This window comes from Paenibacillus sp. RC84 (assembly GCF_041260495.1).
Lineage (GTDB): Bacteria > Bacillota > Bacilli > Paenibacillales > NBRC-103111 > Paenibacillus_F.
Genome location: NZ_JBGBYL010000007.1, coordinates 325,702 through 345,923, shown reverse-complemented (window position 1 = coordinate 345,923; position 20,222 = coordinate 325,702). Strand labels below are relative to the sequence as shown.

Sequence of the window (20,222 nt, the reverse complement as noted above, 5' to 3'; positions counted from 1 at the left end):
GGAAAGCTCCTTTCTTCCTTCGTCAGATGTATTCGAAGGGCCAGGCACAACCAGGGCTTGGCCCATGCTACGCCCCCGGGACGGCGCTGCCTGTTGCGGCGCGATATTGCTCGACCACGCTCGACAGCAGCTCCAGATAAGCGGAAGCCCAATCCAGCACCGCCTCTTTGCCGAGGCGCCGGGCGTTGTATGTCCATACCCCGCCAAGCTTTGGTCCCTCTGCCCCGCTTGATGCGGCAGCGCCATCCATATACAGCACAACATCGAATTGTTCCAATAGCGACTCGCGCTCTTTGAACCCATGCTGCGCTGCTCCTGCAAATAGCGGGAACAAGGCAAATCCGGCTTTGGCTTGCGGCTGCTTTCTGATTTGCCGCGCCGTATAACATTCTCCCGCGCTCGTCCGCTTGGCGGCGTGCCGCAGCAGCGTATCGAAATCGCGCACCTCCGCAAAGTCGATTTCCTTCGGGGCAATCAGCCCGTTGTCCGTCATTGCCGGAAGCACAAGCCGGCCCATGCCGGACTCGCCGCGCCAGAAGTACAGATATACGGCATAAGCCGCGGCTTTAACGGTCACCGAGCGGGATGCCGCAAGTTCCGCAAGCCCTTCCGCAACCGCCCGGTCCAGTTGGAACTGAACGCTGCCGATACGCTCCGCGGCATAGGCGCTACTGACGCAGTCGTCTGCCATAGGCAGACCGCTCCAGCACCAAATCGCGAGCTCGCGATTTCTTGACTCCAGATAAGCCGCAAGCGATGCGATCGTCGGATAGGTGAACAAATCCGTTACGCCGAGAGCGCCGGGATACAACTCCTCCAGCCGTTGATGCGCCCGCACCAGCAGCAACGATTCTCCCCCAACATCGAAGAAACGTTGATGGATGCCGAAGTCGTCCCTTTGCAGGATTTCGCGCCATACGGCGGCAATCGCCAGTTCGATATCGCTTGCCGCTTCGACAAACGGAGTGCCGCTATCCGCCGCAGGCTCCGGCTCCGGCAGCGCCTTCCGGTCGATTTTGCCGTTTGGAGACAGGGGCATGGCCGGCAGTTCCACCACGGTCTGCGGAACCATATAATCCGGCAGGCGCAGCGCCGCAAAATCCCGCAGTTCCTGATGGTCCGCAGGTTCGGGGCAAACGATGTACGCGCATAAATATTCACTTCCGCTTGCGGCGTCCCGCTTCATGACCACCGCTTCCGAAACCGCCGGATGACCGAGCAGCACATGCTCGATTTCCCCGCATTCGATGCGCTGGCCCCTTATTTTTACTTGATGGTCGATTCGGCCCAAATATTCGATCGTTCCGTCAGGCAGCCATCTGGCAAGGTCTCCTGTCCGATACATCAGACTGCCCGCAGCAAACGGATTATCGACGAACTTTTCTTCCGTCAAATCGGGCCGGCCGATATAACCTCGCGCCAGGCCGGCGCCGGATATGCACAGTTCCCCGGCAATGCCGACAGGCTGGAGCTTCATCGCTTCGCTCACGATATAAAGCGAGATGTTGTCGATCGGCTTACCAATCGGCACCTGGATCGGAATATCGCCGTCAGAGCAATCGTAATAGGAAACGTCAACCGTCGCCTCGGTCGGGCCGTACAAGTTCACAAGCCCGGCACCGAACGGAACTCCAATCCGCTCGCGGAACCGCCGCACCTGATCCGCAGTCAGCGCTTCGCCGCTGGCGAACACATGACTCAGGCTCTCCAGCCTGGCCTCGCCGCGCAGCAAGCCGGGATGCTCCAGGAACAGGTGCAGCATGGACGGCACAAAATGCATCGTCGTTATGCTATGCCGCGCTATCGTATCCATCATAAGCGCGGGATCCTTTTCGCCGCCCGGAGGCAGCAGGACCAGCTTGGCTCCCGCAAAGCTCCACCAGAACAGCTCCCAGACCGATACGTCGAAGGTAATCGGCGTTTTCTGCATAATTGCTCCACTTGCGTCCAGTCCGTATTGCTTCTGCATCCAGCCGATCCGGTTGACGACGGAACGATGCTCGATCATGACCCCTTTCGGCTGTCCGGTCGATCCCGAAGTATACAGCACATAAGCAAGCGAACGTGAATCATGCAGCTTCTCCACAGGGAAGTCGTCCCGCTCCTGCGCCAGCGCCTCAAGAACGTCCATAATTGGCAAGAACGTCTCCAGCCCTTCCGGGGCTTTGCCCTTCGTCAAGACAAGCTTGGCTCCGGAATTGTCCAGCATGTAGCGGATTCGCTCCGGCGGCAAGCCCGGCGCAACAGGCACATAAGCTCCGCCCGCCTTCAGCACGCCAAAGATTGCAATCATCATCTCCAGGCTGCGATCCATCACGACGGCCACGCGTTCCTCGCGCTTGACGCCTTGCTTTCTTAGCGCCTGCGCCAACCGGTTCGACTTCCGGTTCAATTCCGCATACGTCAATGCTCCGTCCCCCGCCTCGACCGCAACGGCCTGCGGCGTTTCCGCCGCTTGTCTTTCGAGGTAAGCCTCTACCGTATCGCCGCTTGCATACGGCGCGGCCGTCCGATTGAACGCTTCGCTCTGCTTCTCCGCCGCCGCGGCGTCGAGCAGTCCGATCCTTCCAAGCGGCCGCTCCGGTTCGGCCAGTGCAAGGCCGACAACACGGAAATACCATTCCGCCATTCTGCGTATGCTGTCCTCTTTAAACAGCGCCGTCGCATATTCGATCGTCAAGGCTGCGCCTTTTGCGCCTTGATCCGCAATCTCAAACGTCAAGTCCAGCTTCGATACGCGATTGTCCGGCACTTGCGCCTCGAATTGCAAGGCGTCCGCCGCCTGTCCGGCCTCCACATGCTGCATGACAAACATCGTGTCAAACAGCGGATTGCGGCTCAGGTCGCGCGGCACATCCAGCATCGTCACCATATGCTCAAACGGGAGCAAGCCGTTGTCCAGAGCCGCAAGCGCAGTTTCTTTGAGCTGCTCGGCGAACGCTCTGAACGGCAGTTCGCCGGATGGCCTGCTGCGAATCGGCAGCGTATTGACAAACATGCCGACCAGAGACTCGGTTGCGGGATGGAAGCGGCCGGCGGTCGGCGTGCCGACAATAAGATCGTCTTGCCCCGTCATCAGATGCAATAACGTATGGTAGGCGGCAAGCCAGATATGGAACGGCGTAACGCCCCATTGCTCCGCCGCCGCTCCGATCCCCTCGGCAAGCTCCGCCGGAATCGGCAGCCCAAGCTTGGCTCCTTCGAAGCTTTGTTCAGGGGGACGCGGATAGTCGGTCGGCAGTTGCAGCACAGGAAGCGTACCCGCTAGCCGGAACGTCCAATATTGCTCTTGCTGCTCTCTCGCCTCCGAAGCCATCCACTCCTGCTGCCAAACGGCGGCATCCTTATAGTGAATGGGCAGCGGCTGCAAGGAGCCGCCGCGATACAGCTCTTCGAAATCGCGCGCCATCACATTCATGGACACGCCGTCGGCGACGATGTGGTGAATGTCCAGCAGCAGCGTATGCCGACTTTCGCCGTCCGTCGCGAGAAACGCCCGAATTAACGGAGCCTTTCGCAAATCGAACGGGCGGACGACCGCGCGCGCAAATGTATTCAAGTCCGCCGCATCCATCAAGGCATGCACGGAAAGTTCAAACGAAACCCGCTCATGGACACGCTGTACCGGCTTGCCGTCTGCCCAGTCAAAGCTGGTACGCAGCGGCTCATGGCGGTCAATCAGCCCTTGAATCGCCTCGCGAAGCCTGTTCTGATCAAGCTTGCCCGTCAGGTTCAGAGCGAGCGGAAGATTGTAGGCCGTGCTGCCCGGATAAAGCTGCTGCAGCACAAACAGTCTGTTCTGCGCAAGCGACAACGGGTAGAACGGCCGGCTTTCCGCCCGGGCAATAACCGTGGCCCGCTTGGGGGCCGCGTTGTCGATGCGGGCCGCCATTTCCCGCAGCAGGGGAACGTCGAACACATCCTTCATCGCAAACGCCGCTCCATAACGCTGCTCGATCAAGCCCGCAAGCTGCGCGGCGCGCAAGGAATGGCCGCCCAATTGGAAGAAATGGGCTTCTCTTCCGATCGCCGCCTGGTCGTCCGGCTCCCCGGAGGCCAGACCGAGCACCTCCCGCCAAAGCTCGGCCAGCCGCTGCTCCGTCGGCGTAGCGGGCGCCTCGCCGCAAGCCGCCGGAGCAGCGAACCGGGGCTGCGGCAGGCGGCTGCGGTCGGCTTTGCCGCTCGGACTCAGCGGAAACGCTTCTATAGCAACAAAATATGAAGGAACCATATATTCCGGCAGCAGTTCCTTAAGTGCGGCCCGAAGGCTTGCTTCCTCAGGCGCCTGCCCGTCCGCCGTCACGAGATATGCGCAAAGCGCCGGCTCTCCCGCATGGTCCGTCACCGCCGTCACCACGGCATCGCGAACTTCCGCCTGCAAGAGCAGCGCGTGCTCGATCTCGCCGCATTCGATGCGGAGACCGCGAAGCTTGACCTGATGGTCAAAGCGTCCCAAATATTCAATATTGCCGTCCGGTAGCCACCTTGCGCGATCGCCGGTACGGTACAGCTTCTCTCCTGCGGCAAACGGATTCGGAACAAAGCTTTGCTCCGTCAAATCCGGCCTGTTGCGATATCCGCGCGCAAGACCGGCGCCAGCGATGCACAGCTCGCCGGACACGCCGATCGGCTGCGGTCTCAGCCGATCGTCCACAATATAGAGCCGGATGTTATGGATTGGCTTGCCGATCGGAATCGTACCCGCCTCAGCGTCCGGGCAATCGTAATAGCTGACATCGACCGTCGCTTCCGTCGGGCCGTACAGATTAATGAGCCGACACCTACCGCCGCCACGCTCCATCAGGCTGTAAAATCCTGCGACATGGGCGGGCTTGAGCGCTTCGCCGCTCGCAAATACGTATCGCAGGGAACAAAGCTCGCCGCCTCTGCCGCTGTCCGCCGCATAGGGCAAAAAGACGCCCAGCATGGACGGCACAAAATGCATAACCGTAACCGCCTGCTCTTCAATCGCGCGCAGCATGACTGACGGCTCCTTCTCCCCGCCGGGCTCCAGCAAATAAAGCGAAGCGCCGGCAAAGCTCCACCAGAACAGCTCCCAGACCGATACGTCGAACGTAATCGGCGTTTTTTGTAAAATAACGTCGCGCTCATTCAGCGGATAAGCCGTCTGCATCCAGTTCAGCCGGTTGATCGCCGCGCGGTGCTCCACCATCACGCCTTTGGGTTTGCCGGTGGAGCCTGACGTATAAATGACATACGCCAAATGCTCGGGGCCCGCTTGAGGCGTCAGGTCCGTTTCTTCTTCGCCCTTCGGCACGTCCGATGCGGCGGCAGCCGCAAGCGCGTCCAGATCAAGCGTTTCTCCCTGGTAGGCCGGGAGCGTATGAATCCACTTGGCCCCCGCCAGAAGCAGCCTGGCCCCGCTATCCTCCAGAATGCCGCGGATCCGCTCGGGCGGATGCTCCGGGTCGATCGGCAAATAGGCGCCTCCCGCCTTGAGCACTGCCATGATCGCAATCATCATGGATGACGAGCGCTGAGCGGCAATCGGCACAATCGTTTCGACCGCAACCCCCTTGCCTCTTAGCACGGCAGCCATACGTTCGGCGCGGTCATTCAGCTCCCCGTACGTCAGCGAGCCTTCGGCCGACCGCACCGCCGTCCGATCCGGCCACCGCCGGGCGGACTCGGCGAACCAACCGTGAATCGTCTTCTCCGCCGGGTACGAATGTCCCGTATCATTCCATGCCGCAAAGGCGGTTTCTTCGGCAGGCGTCGCCATGGCGACGTCGCCACAGATCAGGTCGGGGCTGGCGGCCGTTTGTTCCAAAATGTAAAGCAGCCGATCCGCCAACCGCTCCATCGTGCCTTTATGGAACAATCCCGTATTATACTCCAGCTCCGCCCGCATACCGCCTTCGCCATCGCTGTACAAATCGAGCTTGAAGTCCAGTTTGGATGTTCCGTGGCTGACGGGCAAGGGCTCCATGCTCCAGCCGTCGCCGTTCGCCGCCAGCTTCTCGTCTTCAAACTGGTTGTGAACGATCAGCATCGTATCGAACAGCGGGTTGCGCGACGGGTCATGCGGATACCGGATCGCTTCCATCATGTGCTCGAAGCTGACATCGCCATGCTCGTATGCGGCAAGCAAACGCCCATGGGTCTCACCGACAAACGCCAGGATCGGCAGCTCGTCCGCCACCCGCATCCGAATCGGCAGAAACTGGTTGAACATGCCGATCATCCGGGCCGTGTCCGGATGCGTCCGGCCTGCCGCCAAAGAACCGATTGCAAATTCCGTCTGATGCGTCGTTCCCTTGAGCAACAGCGCGTAAGCCGCAAAAAGCAGGCTGTTCATGCTCGCTCCGGCGCTTGCGGCCGTCTCTTTCAGCCGTGCCGCGAGCGCTGCCGGAATGTGGAAGGTATACGTATCGCCCGCAAATGTCTGACGGTCGCCGCGCGGCCGATCCAGCGGCATATCGAGCGGCGCCGGCGGCTCTGCAAGCTGCTCCGTCCAAAACGCTCGGCTTGCCCTGGCCCGCTCCGAGCCGGACTGTCGCTCCTGCCAAACGGCATAATCCTTGTAATGCAGAGTCAAAGGCGCAAGTTCCGCGCCGTCGATCAAAGCAGTCAACTCCTCCAAGAGCAGCTTGACGGATATACCGTCCGCCGCGATATGGTGGATGTTGAGCAGCAGATAGGCCTCCGCTCTCTCCGATTCGGGCCGGCAATAACATGCGGCGAGCAGCGGCGCTGCGGCAAGCTCAAGCGGCCGGAAAAACTCGCTCAAGCATTCCGGAAGCGTCATCTCCGCGAGCTCCGCCGTTTGCAGAACAAAGGCGGCCGAATCGTGCACGATCTGGGCCGGTACGCCGTCGATCCAATGATAGGAGGTCCGCAGCGGCTCATGCCGTTCGATCAGCTTCAGAAGCGCTGGCCCGATTCTGGTCTCACCCACCGCACCCGAAAGTTTAAGCGCAAGGGGAATATGGTAGGTTAGTCCGATATCAGCCATGCTTTCCGCCAAAAACATGCGCCGCTGCTGCGGGCTGAGCGGATAGGATGCGGCTTTTGGCGCGTCCGCAACAGGTTCGTACGCTTCCTTGACAGCCCTGTCGATCCAGGCCGCCTGCTCTCTAACCGTCGGCAGCTTGAAAATTTCCGGAAGCGGCATGCGCACCCGGCAATGCTTGTAGATTGCCGAGGTCAATGCGGCCGCCTTCAGGGAATGGCCGCCATGCTCAAAGAAGTGGTCCAGCGCGCCAACCTGCCCCGCATGAAGCACTTCTTGCCACAATCCTACGACAATGATCTCCGTATCTGTGGCGGGCGCTTCATATGGGACCGCGCGCTCCGGCGCAGGCAGACGTTTTTTGTCCACCTTGCCGTTAGCGTTCAGCGGCAGCTTCTCTACCTGCACAAACGCGGCGGGAATCATAAATGACGGCAGCTTGCCTGTCAGTTGGCTCCGAACGCTTGCCTGCCCTTCGGTTTGCTCCGCAACGATATAAGCGCATAAATACGGCGCGCCGTCATTCTCGATCAGCGCCACAAACGCTTCCTTGACGCCCGCGCAATCCAGCAGCCTGCTTTCGATTTCGCCCAATTCAATCCGGTAACCCCGCAGCTTGACCTGGCTGTCGATCCGGTCCAGAAACTCCAAATTCCCGTCAGGCAGGCGGCGCACCAGGTCGCCGGTTCCGTACACGGTTTCGCCTTCCCGGAACGGATGCGGGCGAAACTTCGAAGCGGTCTGCTCCGGCAAATTCACATAGCCGGATGCGACACCGTCGCCCGCAATCCACAGCTCGCCCGGCACCCAGTCCGGCTGCAATCGGTTCCGCTCATTCAGCACCAGCGTTTCCGAACGCGCGATCGGCGCTCCGATCGGCACGGTGGCCGTTCCTTGTCCGTCCCATGTCTCCGTGATCGGATAGCAGGTAGCGAACACCGTCGTTTCCGTAGGGCCGTAGACATGCAGCAGCACGCCCGGTCCAAGCGCGCGGAGTGCTTTGCGGATATGCGGCACGGAAGCCCGCTCTCCGCCAAATAAAATATGGCGCAGGCCGCGCAGCGACTCCAGCCCGTGATCGACCAGTGTATTGAACAGTGCCGTCGTCACAAAGAATACGGTAATGCCTCTGTCCTCAATCAGCTCGGTCAGCCGCACAACGTCGGCAACCTCTTCCTCGCCGACCAGCGTCAGCTTCGCGCCGTTCAACAGCGCTCCGTACAAATCGAACGTTGATCCGTCAAAAGCGTAGTTGGAAAGCTGCAACAGCGCATCGTTTTCCGAAATGCTTACATAATCGGTCTGGACGGCAATCCGGGACACATTGCGATGCGAGGTCATAATCCCTTTCGGCTTGCCCGTCGAGCCGGACGTGTACATGATATAAGCGAGATCGTCCGCCGAGCCGTCGATGTCCAGATCATGGCCGTACTCGCTGGCCCATCCCGTATCGAGTTCATCCATGTCGATGACATCTGTTCTGTCTCCGGCAAGCCGGGTGCCCATCTCCATCGTTGCAGCCGCAGTCACGATCGCCTGCGTTTCCGTATCCTGCAGCATAAACAAAATCCGCTCTTCGGGATACTGCGGGTCGATCGGCACATAGACGGCCCCCGCTTTCAGCACAGCCAATATCGCCACAATCATATCGGGCGAGCGCAAGAGCAGCAGCGCCACCTTAGCCCCCGGCGCGACGCCGCGCCGCGCAAGCGCGCGCGCGAACCGGTTGGCACGTTCGTTCAGCTCGCTGTAGGTATACGCCCGCTCGCCCATTTCAACGGCAATCTGCTGCGGTGTCTCCACCGCTTGCCGTTCAAACAGCCTGTGCAGCGACAGCTCCTGCGGAGGCGCGGCAGATGAACGGCAAAGCCGGAGCAGCCGTTCCCGCTCCTCTGCATCGACGGGATCAAGCTCGCCAAGCACCACATGCGGCTGCGCGGCTACTGCCCGGGCCAGCGCTGCATAATGCCGGGCCAATTGCGCGGCGGCCCGCTCATCGTACAGATCCAGCGCATACTCCAGCGTAAATGCGATGCCTGTGCCGGTATCCGCGCACTCCCAAGTCAGGTCGAACTTGGCCGAGCCGCTGTCCATCGCTTGGGGCGTATAAACGACATCCTTGCTCCGCCATTCGGGCAGCTCCATATTTTGCAGCGTAAACACCGAATCGAACAGCGGATTCCGCCCGTATTCCCGTTTAACATTGGCCAGCTCGGCTATTTCTTCATAAGGCACATCCCCGTTGCCGATAGCCGCCAGCGCTTCCCCATGGACCTGCTTCAGCCATCGGTCGAAGCGCAAACCGCTTTGCCCGCGCAGGCGGATCGGAACCATGTTGACGAACATCCCGACTACGCTTTGCAGCTCCGGCCGCACCCGTCTCGCGGCTGCAGTTCCGACAATGATGTCGGATTCGCCCGTATATTTCGCAAGCAGCGCATAATAGATCGAAAGCAGGACGGTGTATAACGTTACGCCCTCGCGTCTAGCCAACGCCCGCAGCGATCCGGCAAGCTCCGGCTCCAGCTCGAAGCGCTCAATTGCCCCGCGATAGCTTGGCGTCTGGGGCCTTGGACGGGGGGACGGAAGCGCTGGAGACGGCACGCCATCCCGAAAGATTTCGCGCCAATAAAGCTTCTGGCGCTCCAGCCAGCCGCCGCTTCGGCCCGCTTCCTCCCACAGCGCCATATCTCCGCCATGAATGGACAACGGATCCGGCGCGTTCCCTTCGTAAAACCTCGTAAGATCGGTCATCAAAATACCCATCGACGTTCCGTCCGTAATGATATGATGCATATCCAGCAGCAGCACGCTTGACTCGTGGTCCAGACGCACAAGCTCCATACGCAGCAGCGGCGCTTGCTCCAGACGAAACGGCTGCAGGAAGCTGCGCTGCCGCAGCGCCAGCTCCGCCGCCGTCCAGCCGCTTCCGTCAACGACGGCAAGCGACGGCTCAATCCCCTGCTCGATGCGCTGCATCACATTGTCTTCTTCCCTATAAAAGGACGTCCGCAGCGCCGGATGCCGCTCTATCAGCGCCAGCCACGCCGCGCGGAATCGTTCGATATCGAGCGGGCCCTTCACCTGGGCCGCAAAAGGCAGATTGTAGCCCAGCAGCCGCGGATTCAGCTCTTCCAAAATGAACAGCCGCTTTTGCGCCGAGGTCGCCGGATAAACCGTCCTCTCCTCCGCTTTGGCCACCGGCGGCGCAACGACGGCGGCAGTTCCTTCGCCCTCTAGCGTCTTTTGCTCCAGCAAAGCGGCCAGCGAACTTACCGTATCATGCAAAAACAGCTCGGTAAGCGTAAGCTCGACGCCAAACGCCTCTTGCAGCCTGGCGGCGGCATAAGCCGCCTTGAGCGAATTGCCTCCTTGCTCAAGAAAGCCGTCCTTCCGGCCTATGTAATCCTTTTTCAATACCTCGCGCCAGATGGACATGATCCGCTCTTCCGTCTCCGTGGCCGGCTCCAAGCCGACATCCCCGCGCAAGGCATCGCCGCCTTCCGCATCACACCGCACAGGCGCGGCGGCCGCTTCCAGCTCCGTCAGCTCGGCAAGCGCTTGGGCAAACTCGCCTTCGCGCAGCGCTTCCGCCAATACGTAGCGTTGAATTTTGCCGGAGGTTGTTTTCGGAATTCGCCGAACGGGGACAACAAAAGCAACGTCCAGACCGGCCGATCCGTTCAACCGCTTTTTCACCTCGGCCATCAGCGGTACAAATCCGCCGGCCTTGCCGCGATGCTGAATAAAAACTGCGATCGCATCCCGTTTGGTCGTCGCATCCTGAACGGCGGCAATCGCCGTTTTCCCGATTTCGGCCCCTTTCAGGCTGCTGATCAACGCCTCCAGGTCATGCGGATACACATTTTGCCCGTTGACGAAAATGACGTCCTTCATGCGGCCGGTCACATATAAACGCCCTTCCAGCAAGAAACCCAAATCTCCCGTATTCAGCCAGCCGTCCGGGGAAATCGTTTGCTTGTTTACATCGGGCCGCTTATAGTAGCCGCTTGTAACGTTGCTGCCTCTAATATGAATCAAGCCTACGCTGCCTGCTGCCGAAGGGTTTCCCACTTCGTCGCAAATGCGCACCTCGCACTCTTGGACGGGGAAACCCAGCTCGACGATCTCGATCGCCGTATGATCCACGTGGGCGGCTATTTGTATAGGCTGTCCGATAGTGAGCGATTGGCGCTCAAGCTTAACGGTATTCAGGTGATCTTCCGTCCCCGGGAACGTCACGGCCAGACTCGCTTCCGCAAGCCCGTATACCGGGAAAATGCAATTACCCTTTAACCCGTACGGCTTCATCGCCTCCAGAAAATCGCGGCAATGGGCGGCCGATATCGGTTCGGCCCCGTTAAAAATGAGCCTGACGCAAGACAAATCCCATGCCGCCGCTCCTTCCGGCTTCCAATGCTGCAGAAAATGCACATAACCGAAATTCGGCGAAGAGAGGCATGTCACCCGATGCTTATGCGTAAGTTCCAGCCATTTCATCGGATGAAGCACAAACGTCGAGGTCGGCAAATGCAGCTGATTCATGCCGCAAAACAGCGGCGTGAGATGAAAGCCGATGAGCCCCATATCATGCGTCAGCGGCAGCCAGCTTAGCGAAGAGTCCCGCTCCGTCGATTGCGCCCCATGGATAATGGCGCGCATGTTCGACAGAAGATTGCCGTTAGTCAGCACGACTCCCTTCGGGTCTCCGGTAGAGCCCGATGTAAACTGGATGAATGCGGTGTCCGTCTCGGCTGCGTCATACGGCTCAGCTTCGGGACGGCCGGCATCCGCAGCCGCCGCAAGCACTTCCGCAATCGGCACACTGCTAGACTCGAGCCGGGCCACCGCCTCTGCCTCCCCGTGTTTCAAAGCATAGCCCTGAATTCCCGGCCACAATTCTTCATCACAGAGCAATGTAGGCGCTTCCAACTGCTTGCATACCTGGATCAGCTTTTTGCGTCCTTCGTCCGTACGCGCCGCCGTCACAGGTACGGGGACAATGCCGCCGAGCACACAAGCCCAGAACAGAAGGATAAACCTTTCGTTATCTTCTGTCTGCATGACGGCAAAGTTGCCTGGACCAAGTCCCTGCTCGCGCAGCAGATGGAGCGCCCTTCCGGCCGATACAAGTAATTGGCCGTACGACAAGTAGTGCCCCTCACCGCTTTCGCAAAATAAAATTCCCGCATCGTTTTCCTTGCGCGCCAGCAATACGCCGGACAAATTACGGATGGTTCTCATAGTCGGCAGCCCTCCGTTCTGTCTTTTATCACACCGTTGTGGAATGCAGTTCTTGATAATCCTCCGTTACGATGCGATTATGCTCGTCCATAATGACGACATGCGGACGATACGTGCGGGCTACCGATTCCTCCATCATCGCGTAAGAAATAATAATGACGCGGTCACCCGGCTGCACCAGTCTGGCAGCGGCGCCGTTCAAGCAAACCATACCCGAGCCTCTCGGGCCGGTAATGACATACGTCTCCAGCCTGGCTCCGTTGTTTATATTGACAACTTGCACTTTTTCGTTCTCCAGGATGTTCGATGCATCCAAAATATCCTGAGCGATGGTTATGCTTCCTACGTAATTCAAATTGGCCTCAGTCACGACAGCCCGGTGAATTTTGGACTTATGCATCTCTCTAAACATGAATACACTCTCCTTATGGAGTAGTTTGGAAAAATTAAAACGTACTAATTTCTATAACGAACGTTATTGTTCAACTATTCATTTACGGAAATTCAGAGCGCAAACAAACTTGCATGGTTTCTCTGTCTTAACGAAAAAGAACAAGCCGGAGCAATTAAGCCGTTATAAAAAAGAAAATCTGCGGCAAGCGGGTGCCAATGTGGTTGTTCGTACGGAGTAAGCAAGTTTATGCTTATGTGTAGAATCAAGCTAAATGGGGGATTTCATGCGATTGTGAGGGCATGTTGACTGGCAAGCTCATGCTTTTGTGTGGAATCATGCTGATTGGGTAAGCTCCTGCTTTTGGACGAGGTTATGCTAATTAGGCAGGTTACGCTATTGTGCGGGTTCTAGATGATTGAAAATTCTGACAAAAGAAGCGAAAACGTGGTTTGTACACCGCAGCTGCTCATCATACAGACAGTTGAGTGCTGCGAAGGAGAGGAAAAAAAGATGTCATATAACCGGGTGTAGCGGCAATGATTTAAAGCGCTGAAGCGAAATTTAACTTTTTTTTCTTGTAACCTACCCTAATAGTAGGGCTAAATGTTTACTTTCGATAGGGTAATAATCTTACAATAGAGGGGGAAATTCTTTTATTTTTTAACTTAATTTGGTTTAAACTACCAAATATTAAGAGCTTTACGAAAAAAAACGTTTCCGCTCTTGCTTGAAAACAGTAGCTTGACAAACAAAAACAGATTAAAAATCGAAACTTTGTGGCGAAGGGATTGGCGGCAATAGCGGAGCGCTTTTTTGCGATCGCAACGGTTCAAATAGCTGAGCGTATAATATTTGCTTGCGATGCCGATGTCAATGTAAGAGAGCTGTTTCGCTTTATTGCTGACGGAATCGGACTGAGCGACCAAATCCCGGATATGCTCGCGCACCTTGATAGATTTGAAGCTAAGTCCCTCGATTTTTTTATATATTTCCTCGTTGAGATGAAGCGTATCGGGATCAAGCTGCCAGCGGTCGCAGAAGAAATAGAGGCTGTCGGGAGACTCCCGGTAGACGGAATGAGGTTTGGTTTGCAGCGCAATTCTGTATTTGTCGAAAAAGCGGAGCAGATAGGTCGTATCTTCCCCCAGATAAAAATGTTCGTTGATCAAGCCGACTTCGTCCAGCAGCTCTCGGCGGAATACCATCGTGTTCAGTTGAAAAAAATTGCGCGTATGCGACAAAAACGCCTCGAACAATCCTTTTTCAAATACAATCGTTTCTCCGTCATTCCATGTTTCGAACTTTGTTCGCATCGAATGCAGCCAATACCGCTCAACCTCATTGTCGAAGTTGTAGGAAGTAATATCCCCGTGCTGTTCCACCCATAGCGCATAGCTGATATCCGCTTTCGTCAGCGCATGCGTCCTCATGCTGTCGGTCAAATGACTTGGATACCATTCGTCATCGGAATCAAGAAACGCCAAATATTCGCCTTGCGCCGCCAGCATGCCCGTGTTTCGCGCGCCGCCCGGTCCTTTTTCCCGTTCATTGCACACATAGCGGATTCGCACATCTTTGCGTGTCCACTCGCGGATCGCCTCTTCCGTATGATCCGTGCTTCGGTCATCAACGACGATCAGCTCCCAGTTGGCGTAAGACTGGCGCAAGATGGACTCGATCGCGCCGGAAATGATCTGCGCCCGATTATACGTTGGCATCACAATGCTTATCAACTGCTCCATTCGCTTCACTCCAATCGTTATAAAATAGATGCCTTAAATCATCGTGAGTGTAAATGCGAAAGCGGGAAGCCGTCAAGTCCCAAAAGCATGCGGCAGTTTAAGCACGCCCTGCTTATGAGTTAAAAACGTCCCTGATTCCAATATGGATATGCCAGCTTGCTAGCAACCTTCCGAAACGCAAAAGGCCCTCCGCTTCATTTGCGCAGAGCGCCACAGTTCGCATTGGAAGACGTCTCCATAATTTCATAGAATCGTCTTCTTTATATGCGCTCATTGATTTTGATCAACAATTTCTTTAAGATTTGCTTCTCCTCGTCGGTAAGGACTTGGACGATTTCTGCCTCCACCTTTTGAAATGAGTCTTGAAAGTCTTCAATCAGTTCAATCGCTTTTGGCAAGACATATATATTTTTTTGCCGTTCATTATTGGCCGGGATTTTGCGCTCGATGAACCCTTTTTGCTCTAGACCTTGAAGCATGCTTGTAATGCTGGCCCCACGTAGATGAAACCGATCTGCAAGGTCCTTTTGAATAAGTTGATTATTTTGGTTCTCGTAAATATAGTCGATTACTTTTCCTTGTTGAGCGCTTAACCCCAGCTCTTTTATACTCTCGTCCGCTCTTTTCTTTAACTTAAGACCGATAATCTGAAACAAATCCAGATAAGGCGTATCCTTTCGGGATTGCATGATCGTCCCCCCCTGTGATTGATAGAAATCTAATTGTAAGCAAATAAACTATACAGTGATCCTATAGGCTTGTCAAACAAATATTAATTTATTGACAGTTAGAAATCTAACAGTTATACTCCGGATTGTTGAATAACAAACACTTAGGAGGCATTCAAATGGAGAAGGTAACTCAAAATGCTGCGTTAGAAAAAGTTACGGCGATTACAAATGTACGTATCTTTGATGGAGATCAAATTATTGCGCCCAGACATGTTGTCATTAAAGGGAAATCCATTATTTCAGTGGGCGGAGACCTTCCGGCCGATGCAACGATTATCGATGGAGAAAATGCGACTCTACTGCCTGGTCTGATTGATGCACATGTCCACACCTCAATCGGCGGGTTACGAGATGCCTTAAAATTCGGCGTTACAACCGAACTCGAAATGAACGGCGATTTTACTAAAAGAGGGCGCGAGATTCAGTTGAAAAATGTGAATGACGTCGCAGACGTCCGTTCTGCCGGCACAGCGATCACTGCTCCGGGCGGACACCCAGATGAATTGCTGCCGGATGGAGATGAAATACCGGAATTCGTATTAAAGGAACTAGAGAAGTTATCGGAGGAAGACCGGGAAGCGATGTTGGCCGCATACGCTCACGATCATGAAGAAATACCGCAAGTGACGACGGTGGAAGAAGCGATTAAACATGTGCATACCCAAGTGGAGAATGGAGCCGACTATATTAAGATCATGATTGAAGAAGGAACGGTCATGGGTGCACCTGGCCTGCCTGTACTAAGCGACGAGATTCTAAAAACAGCCGTGACAGAAGCCCACAAGTTCGATAAGCTGGTCATCGCCCACGTCTTGACGGCTCGTTCATCGCAAGAAGCCATCGATTTTGGAGTCGACGGTTTGGGTCACTTGTTTATCGACAGACCCGAGTACACGTCCGAGTTAGTGAAATCCATAGCGGACTCAGGCGCTTTTGTTACACCGTGCTTGGTGTTGAATTCATCGATTATTGGAAATCCGGCATCGGAATTGGCAAATGATCCGCGTGTTCATTCCAAATTAAGTCCGGATTGGATCGATATTTTGAACTCAAGCTTCAATACGTACCCGCAAGGCAATATGGAGAACAGCTTTAAGAATGTGATGGACCTTCACCGTGCCGGAGTTGATATTCTGGTAGGGACGGATGTCGCGCCGGTTCCCGTTCCGAACCTTGGCGGCCTTGCTCATGGGGCCAGTGTCCACCACGAAATGCAGCTGCTGGTGAAGGCCGGGTTCACTCCGATCGAAGCTCTTCAGTCGGCTACTTCCAAACCGGCCCGCTGCTTCGGTCTTCACGATCGCGGCCGTATTACCGAAGGTGCGCGCGCTGATCTTATTCTCGTAAACGGTGATCCGACCACTACTATTTCGGATACCTTGTCGATCAAAACCGTGTGGTTCAATGGTTCGCAGCAGCTAGGTTAATCAGATTCGATCTCCCTGCACCATGACAACTAAAACTCCGTGCCAAAGCACGGAGTTTTAGTTGATTTAATTATTATTTTAAGTCGATGCTTATCGCTTCCGAACAGATCCTATAAAAAACAAAACCATATCCTCCGCTACCTCCATCTTCATTTACACAAAAAAAGGATATTTCCGCTCCAATGAAGTCGCGACATGATTATTGGAACAGCTCACTTATGATATAATGTCGAATCGTAGTTCGTATTGCAAGCTCGCAGTACTGGAGCCTTGTTTATTTCGTATACTGAAATCCATGCCTGCCCTGAACATAATATCTTTTGACATATAAATGATGCGAGATTCGATTGGATCTTTGTTTGAATATTGGCATCAGTAAAACATACGACAGGCAATACGGTATCATTGACAACCTTCCGGTTAGAGCGAGCAAGCTCCCGGCGTAACCGATTGCTCATCTCTGTCTGGTGCCGCACCCTGCTGCGATAGCCTTTCCAACCATTGAATCGAATGGGTGAACGGATCAATCACATCCAGATCAGCCCCTTCTTTCGGCATATAATCTGCCGTGATACTGAATGTTCTATATAAGATGTCCTTATGTCGTGTGTAAGATAAATTCCCGCCCCCCGTTGTAAATGTCCCGTCTGCTGCATTAACCGTATGAACTGGGTTAAATTTTATAGACGCCGGTATAAAAGATGATGTATATTTGTAACTAACAAACCAGAAAATCCCAATAATTATGTTATTGGGAGGTGTTCGACCAACCGACGACATTCAAATTGAAAGCGAATTCAAAATGGTAAAGACCATCCGCCTGGTACAAAGAAAGTGCTTGTCGAGTTCACTCTATGAAAAAAGGAGCTTGAGATGGTATGAAAAGAAAAATCGCGTCTATCGCTTTCGTGCTTGTCCTGCTGTTCAGTTTTGCTTCCGTTAGTTTGGCGGCCTCTAGCGGACCGGGTACAGGCAACAATACTTGGGCGCCGGTCCAAGCCCATGGCAACATTTATATCGAAGGCAACTTCATAAACGACGGGCAGATCAGCCTCGGTGTTAATTTTAAACTGTACCGGGTTACCCCGACCGGAGATGTGCTGGTAGGGAGTAATTGGACGAATACCATTGTGGCCGGTCAATCTGCACGTCTCAAGATTCCTTTGGCTTCGAATCAACCCGACGGACAGTATAGACTTGTCTTAGACTCGCCGGGTGATTTCACCGTCATTGCCTATCTGGGCTACAATTAAACGTTAAAACCTCCACAGCCGCTTTGCTCCTTACGGTGGCGATGGAGGTTTTTCATCTTCAGTTGATTATCGAATATGGAGTCTTCCCTTAATAAAAATTACTTGATAAATATGATATATTGCTTGACCCTCTTCATAAGCTGACCCTTCTCACAAATCCTCCTTACCTTGTCTTTAAAATCAATAAATACATCTCCCTTCATTAATCTACTCGGAAACTGTTATTTCGTTAAAGGAGCTACGTAAACGGCTAACATCCCTGACTGGGGGCAGTCCAAACATCCGCGCATATTCCCGGCTAAAATGAGATGGGCTTTCGTATCCGACCTGAAACGCAGCTTCCGCCGCGCTAATCGATCCGGAGAAAATCAGACGACGCGCCTCTTGTAATCGGATATGCTTTTGAAACTGGATCGGACTCATCCCCGTGACTTCCTTAAAATAATCGTACAAAACCGAGGCGCTCATATGGGCCTCCACTGCCAATTCGTCTACGCGCAGGGGCTGGGCAAAATCGCGATTGAGCCTCTCGACGACCCCTGCGATTCGCTGCGCATGGCTTCCGATGACAGCAAATTGCTTCAAAGACGCATTGTTTTCTCTCTGAAGCACCCGGTAAATGATTTCCCGAATGACATAAGGTGCAAGCACCGGGATATCCTGCGGCGTTTCGACCAGTTTCACAAGCCGCAGCACCGCATCCAAGAGCGTATCGTTCATCCGGCTCACCTTCAACCCCCGACCGACCTCACTTCTTGCTCGTTTGGCCTCTCCAAATACCTGAATGACATCAAGAATCTGGTTCATATCGAATAGGATCTGGAGGCTTAAATACGGCGTTTCTCTCGAAGCTTTCATCACTTGTCCAGTAATCGGCAAATGTACCGAAGCAGTTAAATAGCTGCTTGGATCATACTGGTAAACCTCTTGCCCCAACATAACCATTTTGGAACCCTGCGCCACGATGCAAAGGGAGGGTTCATAGACAGAGTAAACCGGCTCGGATAACCGGGAAGCACGAATCAAGCGTAAACCGGGAACTTGCGTGTCATGAGCCCCGTCTTCCGGTGTGTATTTCTCGATGATCTGCAGCAGTTCTCTCCTTTGTTTCTCGAACCATTCACCCATCCTCTTCGTCCCCCTTCGCTTTTATCCACACTACTAATCAAACTTTATCTTTTCCTGGAGGATTAGGCAATCTTCTCGTATGATCCTGCTACCGTCTAGCTTTCCGCTGGCACGATAATGGACATGTAACAGTTGCGTTGCACTGTACGAAGTTCGACACCGTGGAGATGGTGACTAGGTAGACACAATCCTAGATTCACAAAGGGAAGGAGAAGATTCTGAATGAGTACTCAAAACGTAAAACCTCATCCCTATGTCGGAATGTGGGTGACAAAAGACGGTTACATACGGCATGAACTTCTGGCGAATGGCCGGTATGACGAAGCGCGCGGAAAACGGAAGAGCGCTTATCAAGGCCGATATACCTTCGTAGGCGATCGTATCGAATATGTGGATGATACAGGCTTTAGAGCGGACGGCGATTTCCGCGATTCGGTGCTCTATCACGCCGGCATGGTTCTTTACCGTGAAAGATAGGAAGAATTACCATTTTGATCATGGCGTTAATTTAATAAGACCAACTGGAATGAATCCATTCAAAAGGAGAAATGTACAATGTCCGAAATCAATAGAAAAGTAGTTGTGATTACAGGAGCAAGTAGCGGGATCGGCGAAGCAACGGCGAAGCTTCTCGCCAGCCGGGGGGCACATGTCGTCATTGGGGCCAGACGCGTGGAAAAGCTGGAAGCTCTGGCATCCCTCATTGAGGCCGAAGGAGGTTCCGCCTTATATCAACAACTGGACGTTACGAATATCGGTCAGATGCAGGCGATCGTCCGCTTGGCGCAGAGCCAGTTTGGCCGTGTCGATGTGGTAGTGAACAACGCCGGTGTGATGCCCCTCTCTCCTTTGGAAGCCTTGAAAATCGACGAATGGAACCGAATGATCGACGTCAATATCCGCGGGGTTCTGCATGGCATTGCAGCGAGTCTTCCCATCATGAAAGAGCAGCAATCCGGTCACATGATTAACGTGGCTTCCATCGGAGCCTACGCGGTCACGCCGACGGCAGCGGTGTATTGTGCGACCAAATACGCCGTTCGCGCCATCACGGAAGGCTTACGGCAGGAGGTTGGTAGCAATATCCGGGTTACGCTCGTTTCTCCTGGTGTGACGGAGTCTGAGCTCGCTGAGAGCATTTCAGACGAGGAAGCCAAGGAAATGATGAAAACGTACCGGCGCGATGCTCTCCCGGCTTCCGCCATAGCCCGTGCCATCACTTATGCGATAGAGCAGCCCGCAGCCGTCGAAGTGAACGAGCTGGTCGTCCGGCCCACAGCCCAGTTTGCCTGACGTTATCACTGATCCCACTCCAGACGGGCATTCCATG

9 protein-coding genes are annotated in these 20,222 nt (G+C 54.8%); 4 read left to right on the top strand and 5 right to left on the bottom strand.

Annotated elements, in window-relative coordinates:
* Positions 1–67 precede the first annotated feature (67 nt).
* The 4 genes from ABH899_RS18005 to ABH899_RS17990 form a co-directional block, all read right to left on the bottom strand.
* The gene (locus ABH899_RS18005; RefSeq protein ID WP_369998961.1) at positions 68–12,217 is read right to left on the bottom strand and encodes an amino acid adenylation domain-containing protein; all 12,150 of its coding nucleotides are present in this window, start codon (positions 12,215–12,217) and stop codon (positions 68–70) included.
* A 28-nt stretch (positions 12,218–12,245) separates the two neighbouring features.
* Positions 12,246–12,629 (bottom strand): aspartate 1-decarboxylase, encoded by a 384-nt coding sequence (gene panD / locus ABH899_RS18000; RefSeq protein WP_009674847.1) that lies wholly within the window; start codon positions 12,627–12,629, stop codon positions 12,246–12,248.
* 662 nt (positions 12,630–13,291) lie between these two features.
* Positions 13,292–14,353 carry a glycosyltransferase family 2 protein gene (locus tag ABH899_RS17995; protein WP_369998957.1) on the bottom strand — a complete coding sequence of 354 codons (1,062 nt, stop codon included), beginning with the start codon at positions 14,351–14,353 and terminating at the stop codon, positions 13,292–13,294.
* Between the two features lie 260 nt (positions 14,354–14,613).
* Positions 14,614–15,042, bottom strand: coding sequence for a MarR family winged helix-turn-helix transcriptional regulator (locus ABH899_RS17990; RefSeq protein ID WP_369998954.1), 429 nt, complete (start codon positions 15,040–15,042; stop codon positions 14,614–14,616).
* Positions 15,043–15,200: 158 nt separating this feature from the next.
* Between ABH899_RS17990 and ABH899_RS17985 the strand changes: the two genes are divergently transcribed.
* The gene (locus ABH899_RS17985; RefSeq protein ID WP_369998951.1) at positions 15,201–16,511 is read left to right on the top strand and encodes an amidohydrolase family protein; all 1,311 of its coding nucleotides are present in this window, start codon (positions 15,201–15,203) and stop codon (positions 16,509–16,511) included.
* 878 nt (positions 16,512–17,389) lie between these two features.
* On the top strand, positions 17,390–17,764 hold the full coding sequence (locus tag ABH899_RS17980) for a hypothetical protein (protein ID WP_369998948.1): 375 nt from the start codon (positions 17,390–17,392) through the stop codon (positions 17,762–17,764).
* A 207-nt stretch (positions 17,765–17,971) separates the two neighbouring features.
* Here ABH899_RS17980 and ABH899_RS17975 read toward each other — a convergent pair whose 3' ends face one another.
* Positions 17,972–18,892 (bottom strand): AraC family transcriptional regulator, encoded by a 921-nt coding sequence (locus tag ABH899_RS17975; RefSeq protein ID WP_369998945.1) that lies wholly within the window; start codon positions 18,890–18,892, stop codon positions 17,972–17,974.
* A 222-nt stretch (positions 18,893–19,114) separates the two neighbouring features.
* On the opposite strand from ABH899_RS17975, the gene ABH899_RS17970 reads away from it, so the two are divergent.
* Together ABH899_RS17970 and ABH899_RS17965 are read left to right on the top strand one after the other, a co-directional pair.
* A complete protein-coding gene (locus tag ABH899_RS17970; protein WP_369998942.1) occupies positions 19,115–19,369 on the top strand; it encodes an Atu4866 domain-containing protein in 255 nt (84 codons plus the stop codon).
* 78 nt (positions 19,370–19,447) lie between these two features.
* Positions 19,448–20,185, top strand: a complete 738-nt coding sequence (locus ABH899_RS17965; RefSeq protein ID WP_369998939.1) for an SDR family oxidoreductase — start codon at positions 19,448–19,450, stop codon at positions 20,183–20,185.
* The last annotated feature ends 37 nt before the right edge of the window (positions 20,186–20,222 follow it).

Bases quoted from the DNA above. Each gene is read 5' to 3' on its own strand.
- ABH899_RS18005 (WP_369998961.1), bottom strand. From the start codon at position 12,217: ATGAGAACCATCCGTAATTTGTCCGGCGTATTGCTGGCGCGCAAGGAA.
- panD (WP_009674847.1), bottom strand. From the start codon at position 12,629: ATGTTTAGAGAGATGCATAAGTCCAAAATTCACCGGGCTGTCGTGACT.
- ABH899_RS17995 (WP_369998957.1), bottom strand. From the start codon at position 14,353: ATGGAGCAGTTGATAAGCATTGTGATGCCAACGTATAATCGGGCGCAG.
- ABH899_RS17990 (WP_369998954.1), bottom strand. From the start codon at position 15,042: ATGCAATCCCGAAAGGATACGCCTTATCTGGATTTGTTTCAGATTATC.
- ABH899_RS17985 (WP_369998951.1), top strand. From the start codon at position 15,201: ATGGAGAAGGTAACTCAAAATGCTGCGTTAGAAAAAGTTACGGCGATT.
- ABH899_RS17980 (WP_369998948.1), top strand. From the start codon at position 17,390: ATGAAAAGAAAAATCGCGTCTATCGCTTTCGTGCTTGTCCTGCTGTTC.
- ABH899_RS17975 (WP_369998945.1), bottom strand. From the start codon at position 18,892: ATGGGTGAATGGTTCGAGAAACAAAGGAGAGAACTGCTGCAGATCATC.
- ABH899_RS17970 (WP_369998942.1), top strand. From the start codon at position 19,115: ATGAGTACTCAAAACGTAAAACCTCATCCCTATGTCGGAATGTGGGTG.
- ABH899_RS17965 (WP_369998939.1), top strand. From the start codon at position 19,448: ATGTCCGAAATCAATAGAAAAGTAGTTGTGATTACAGGAGCAAGTAGC.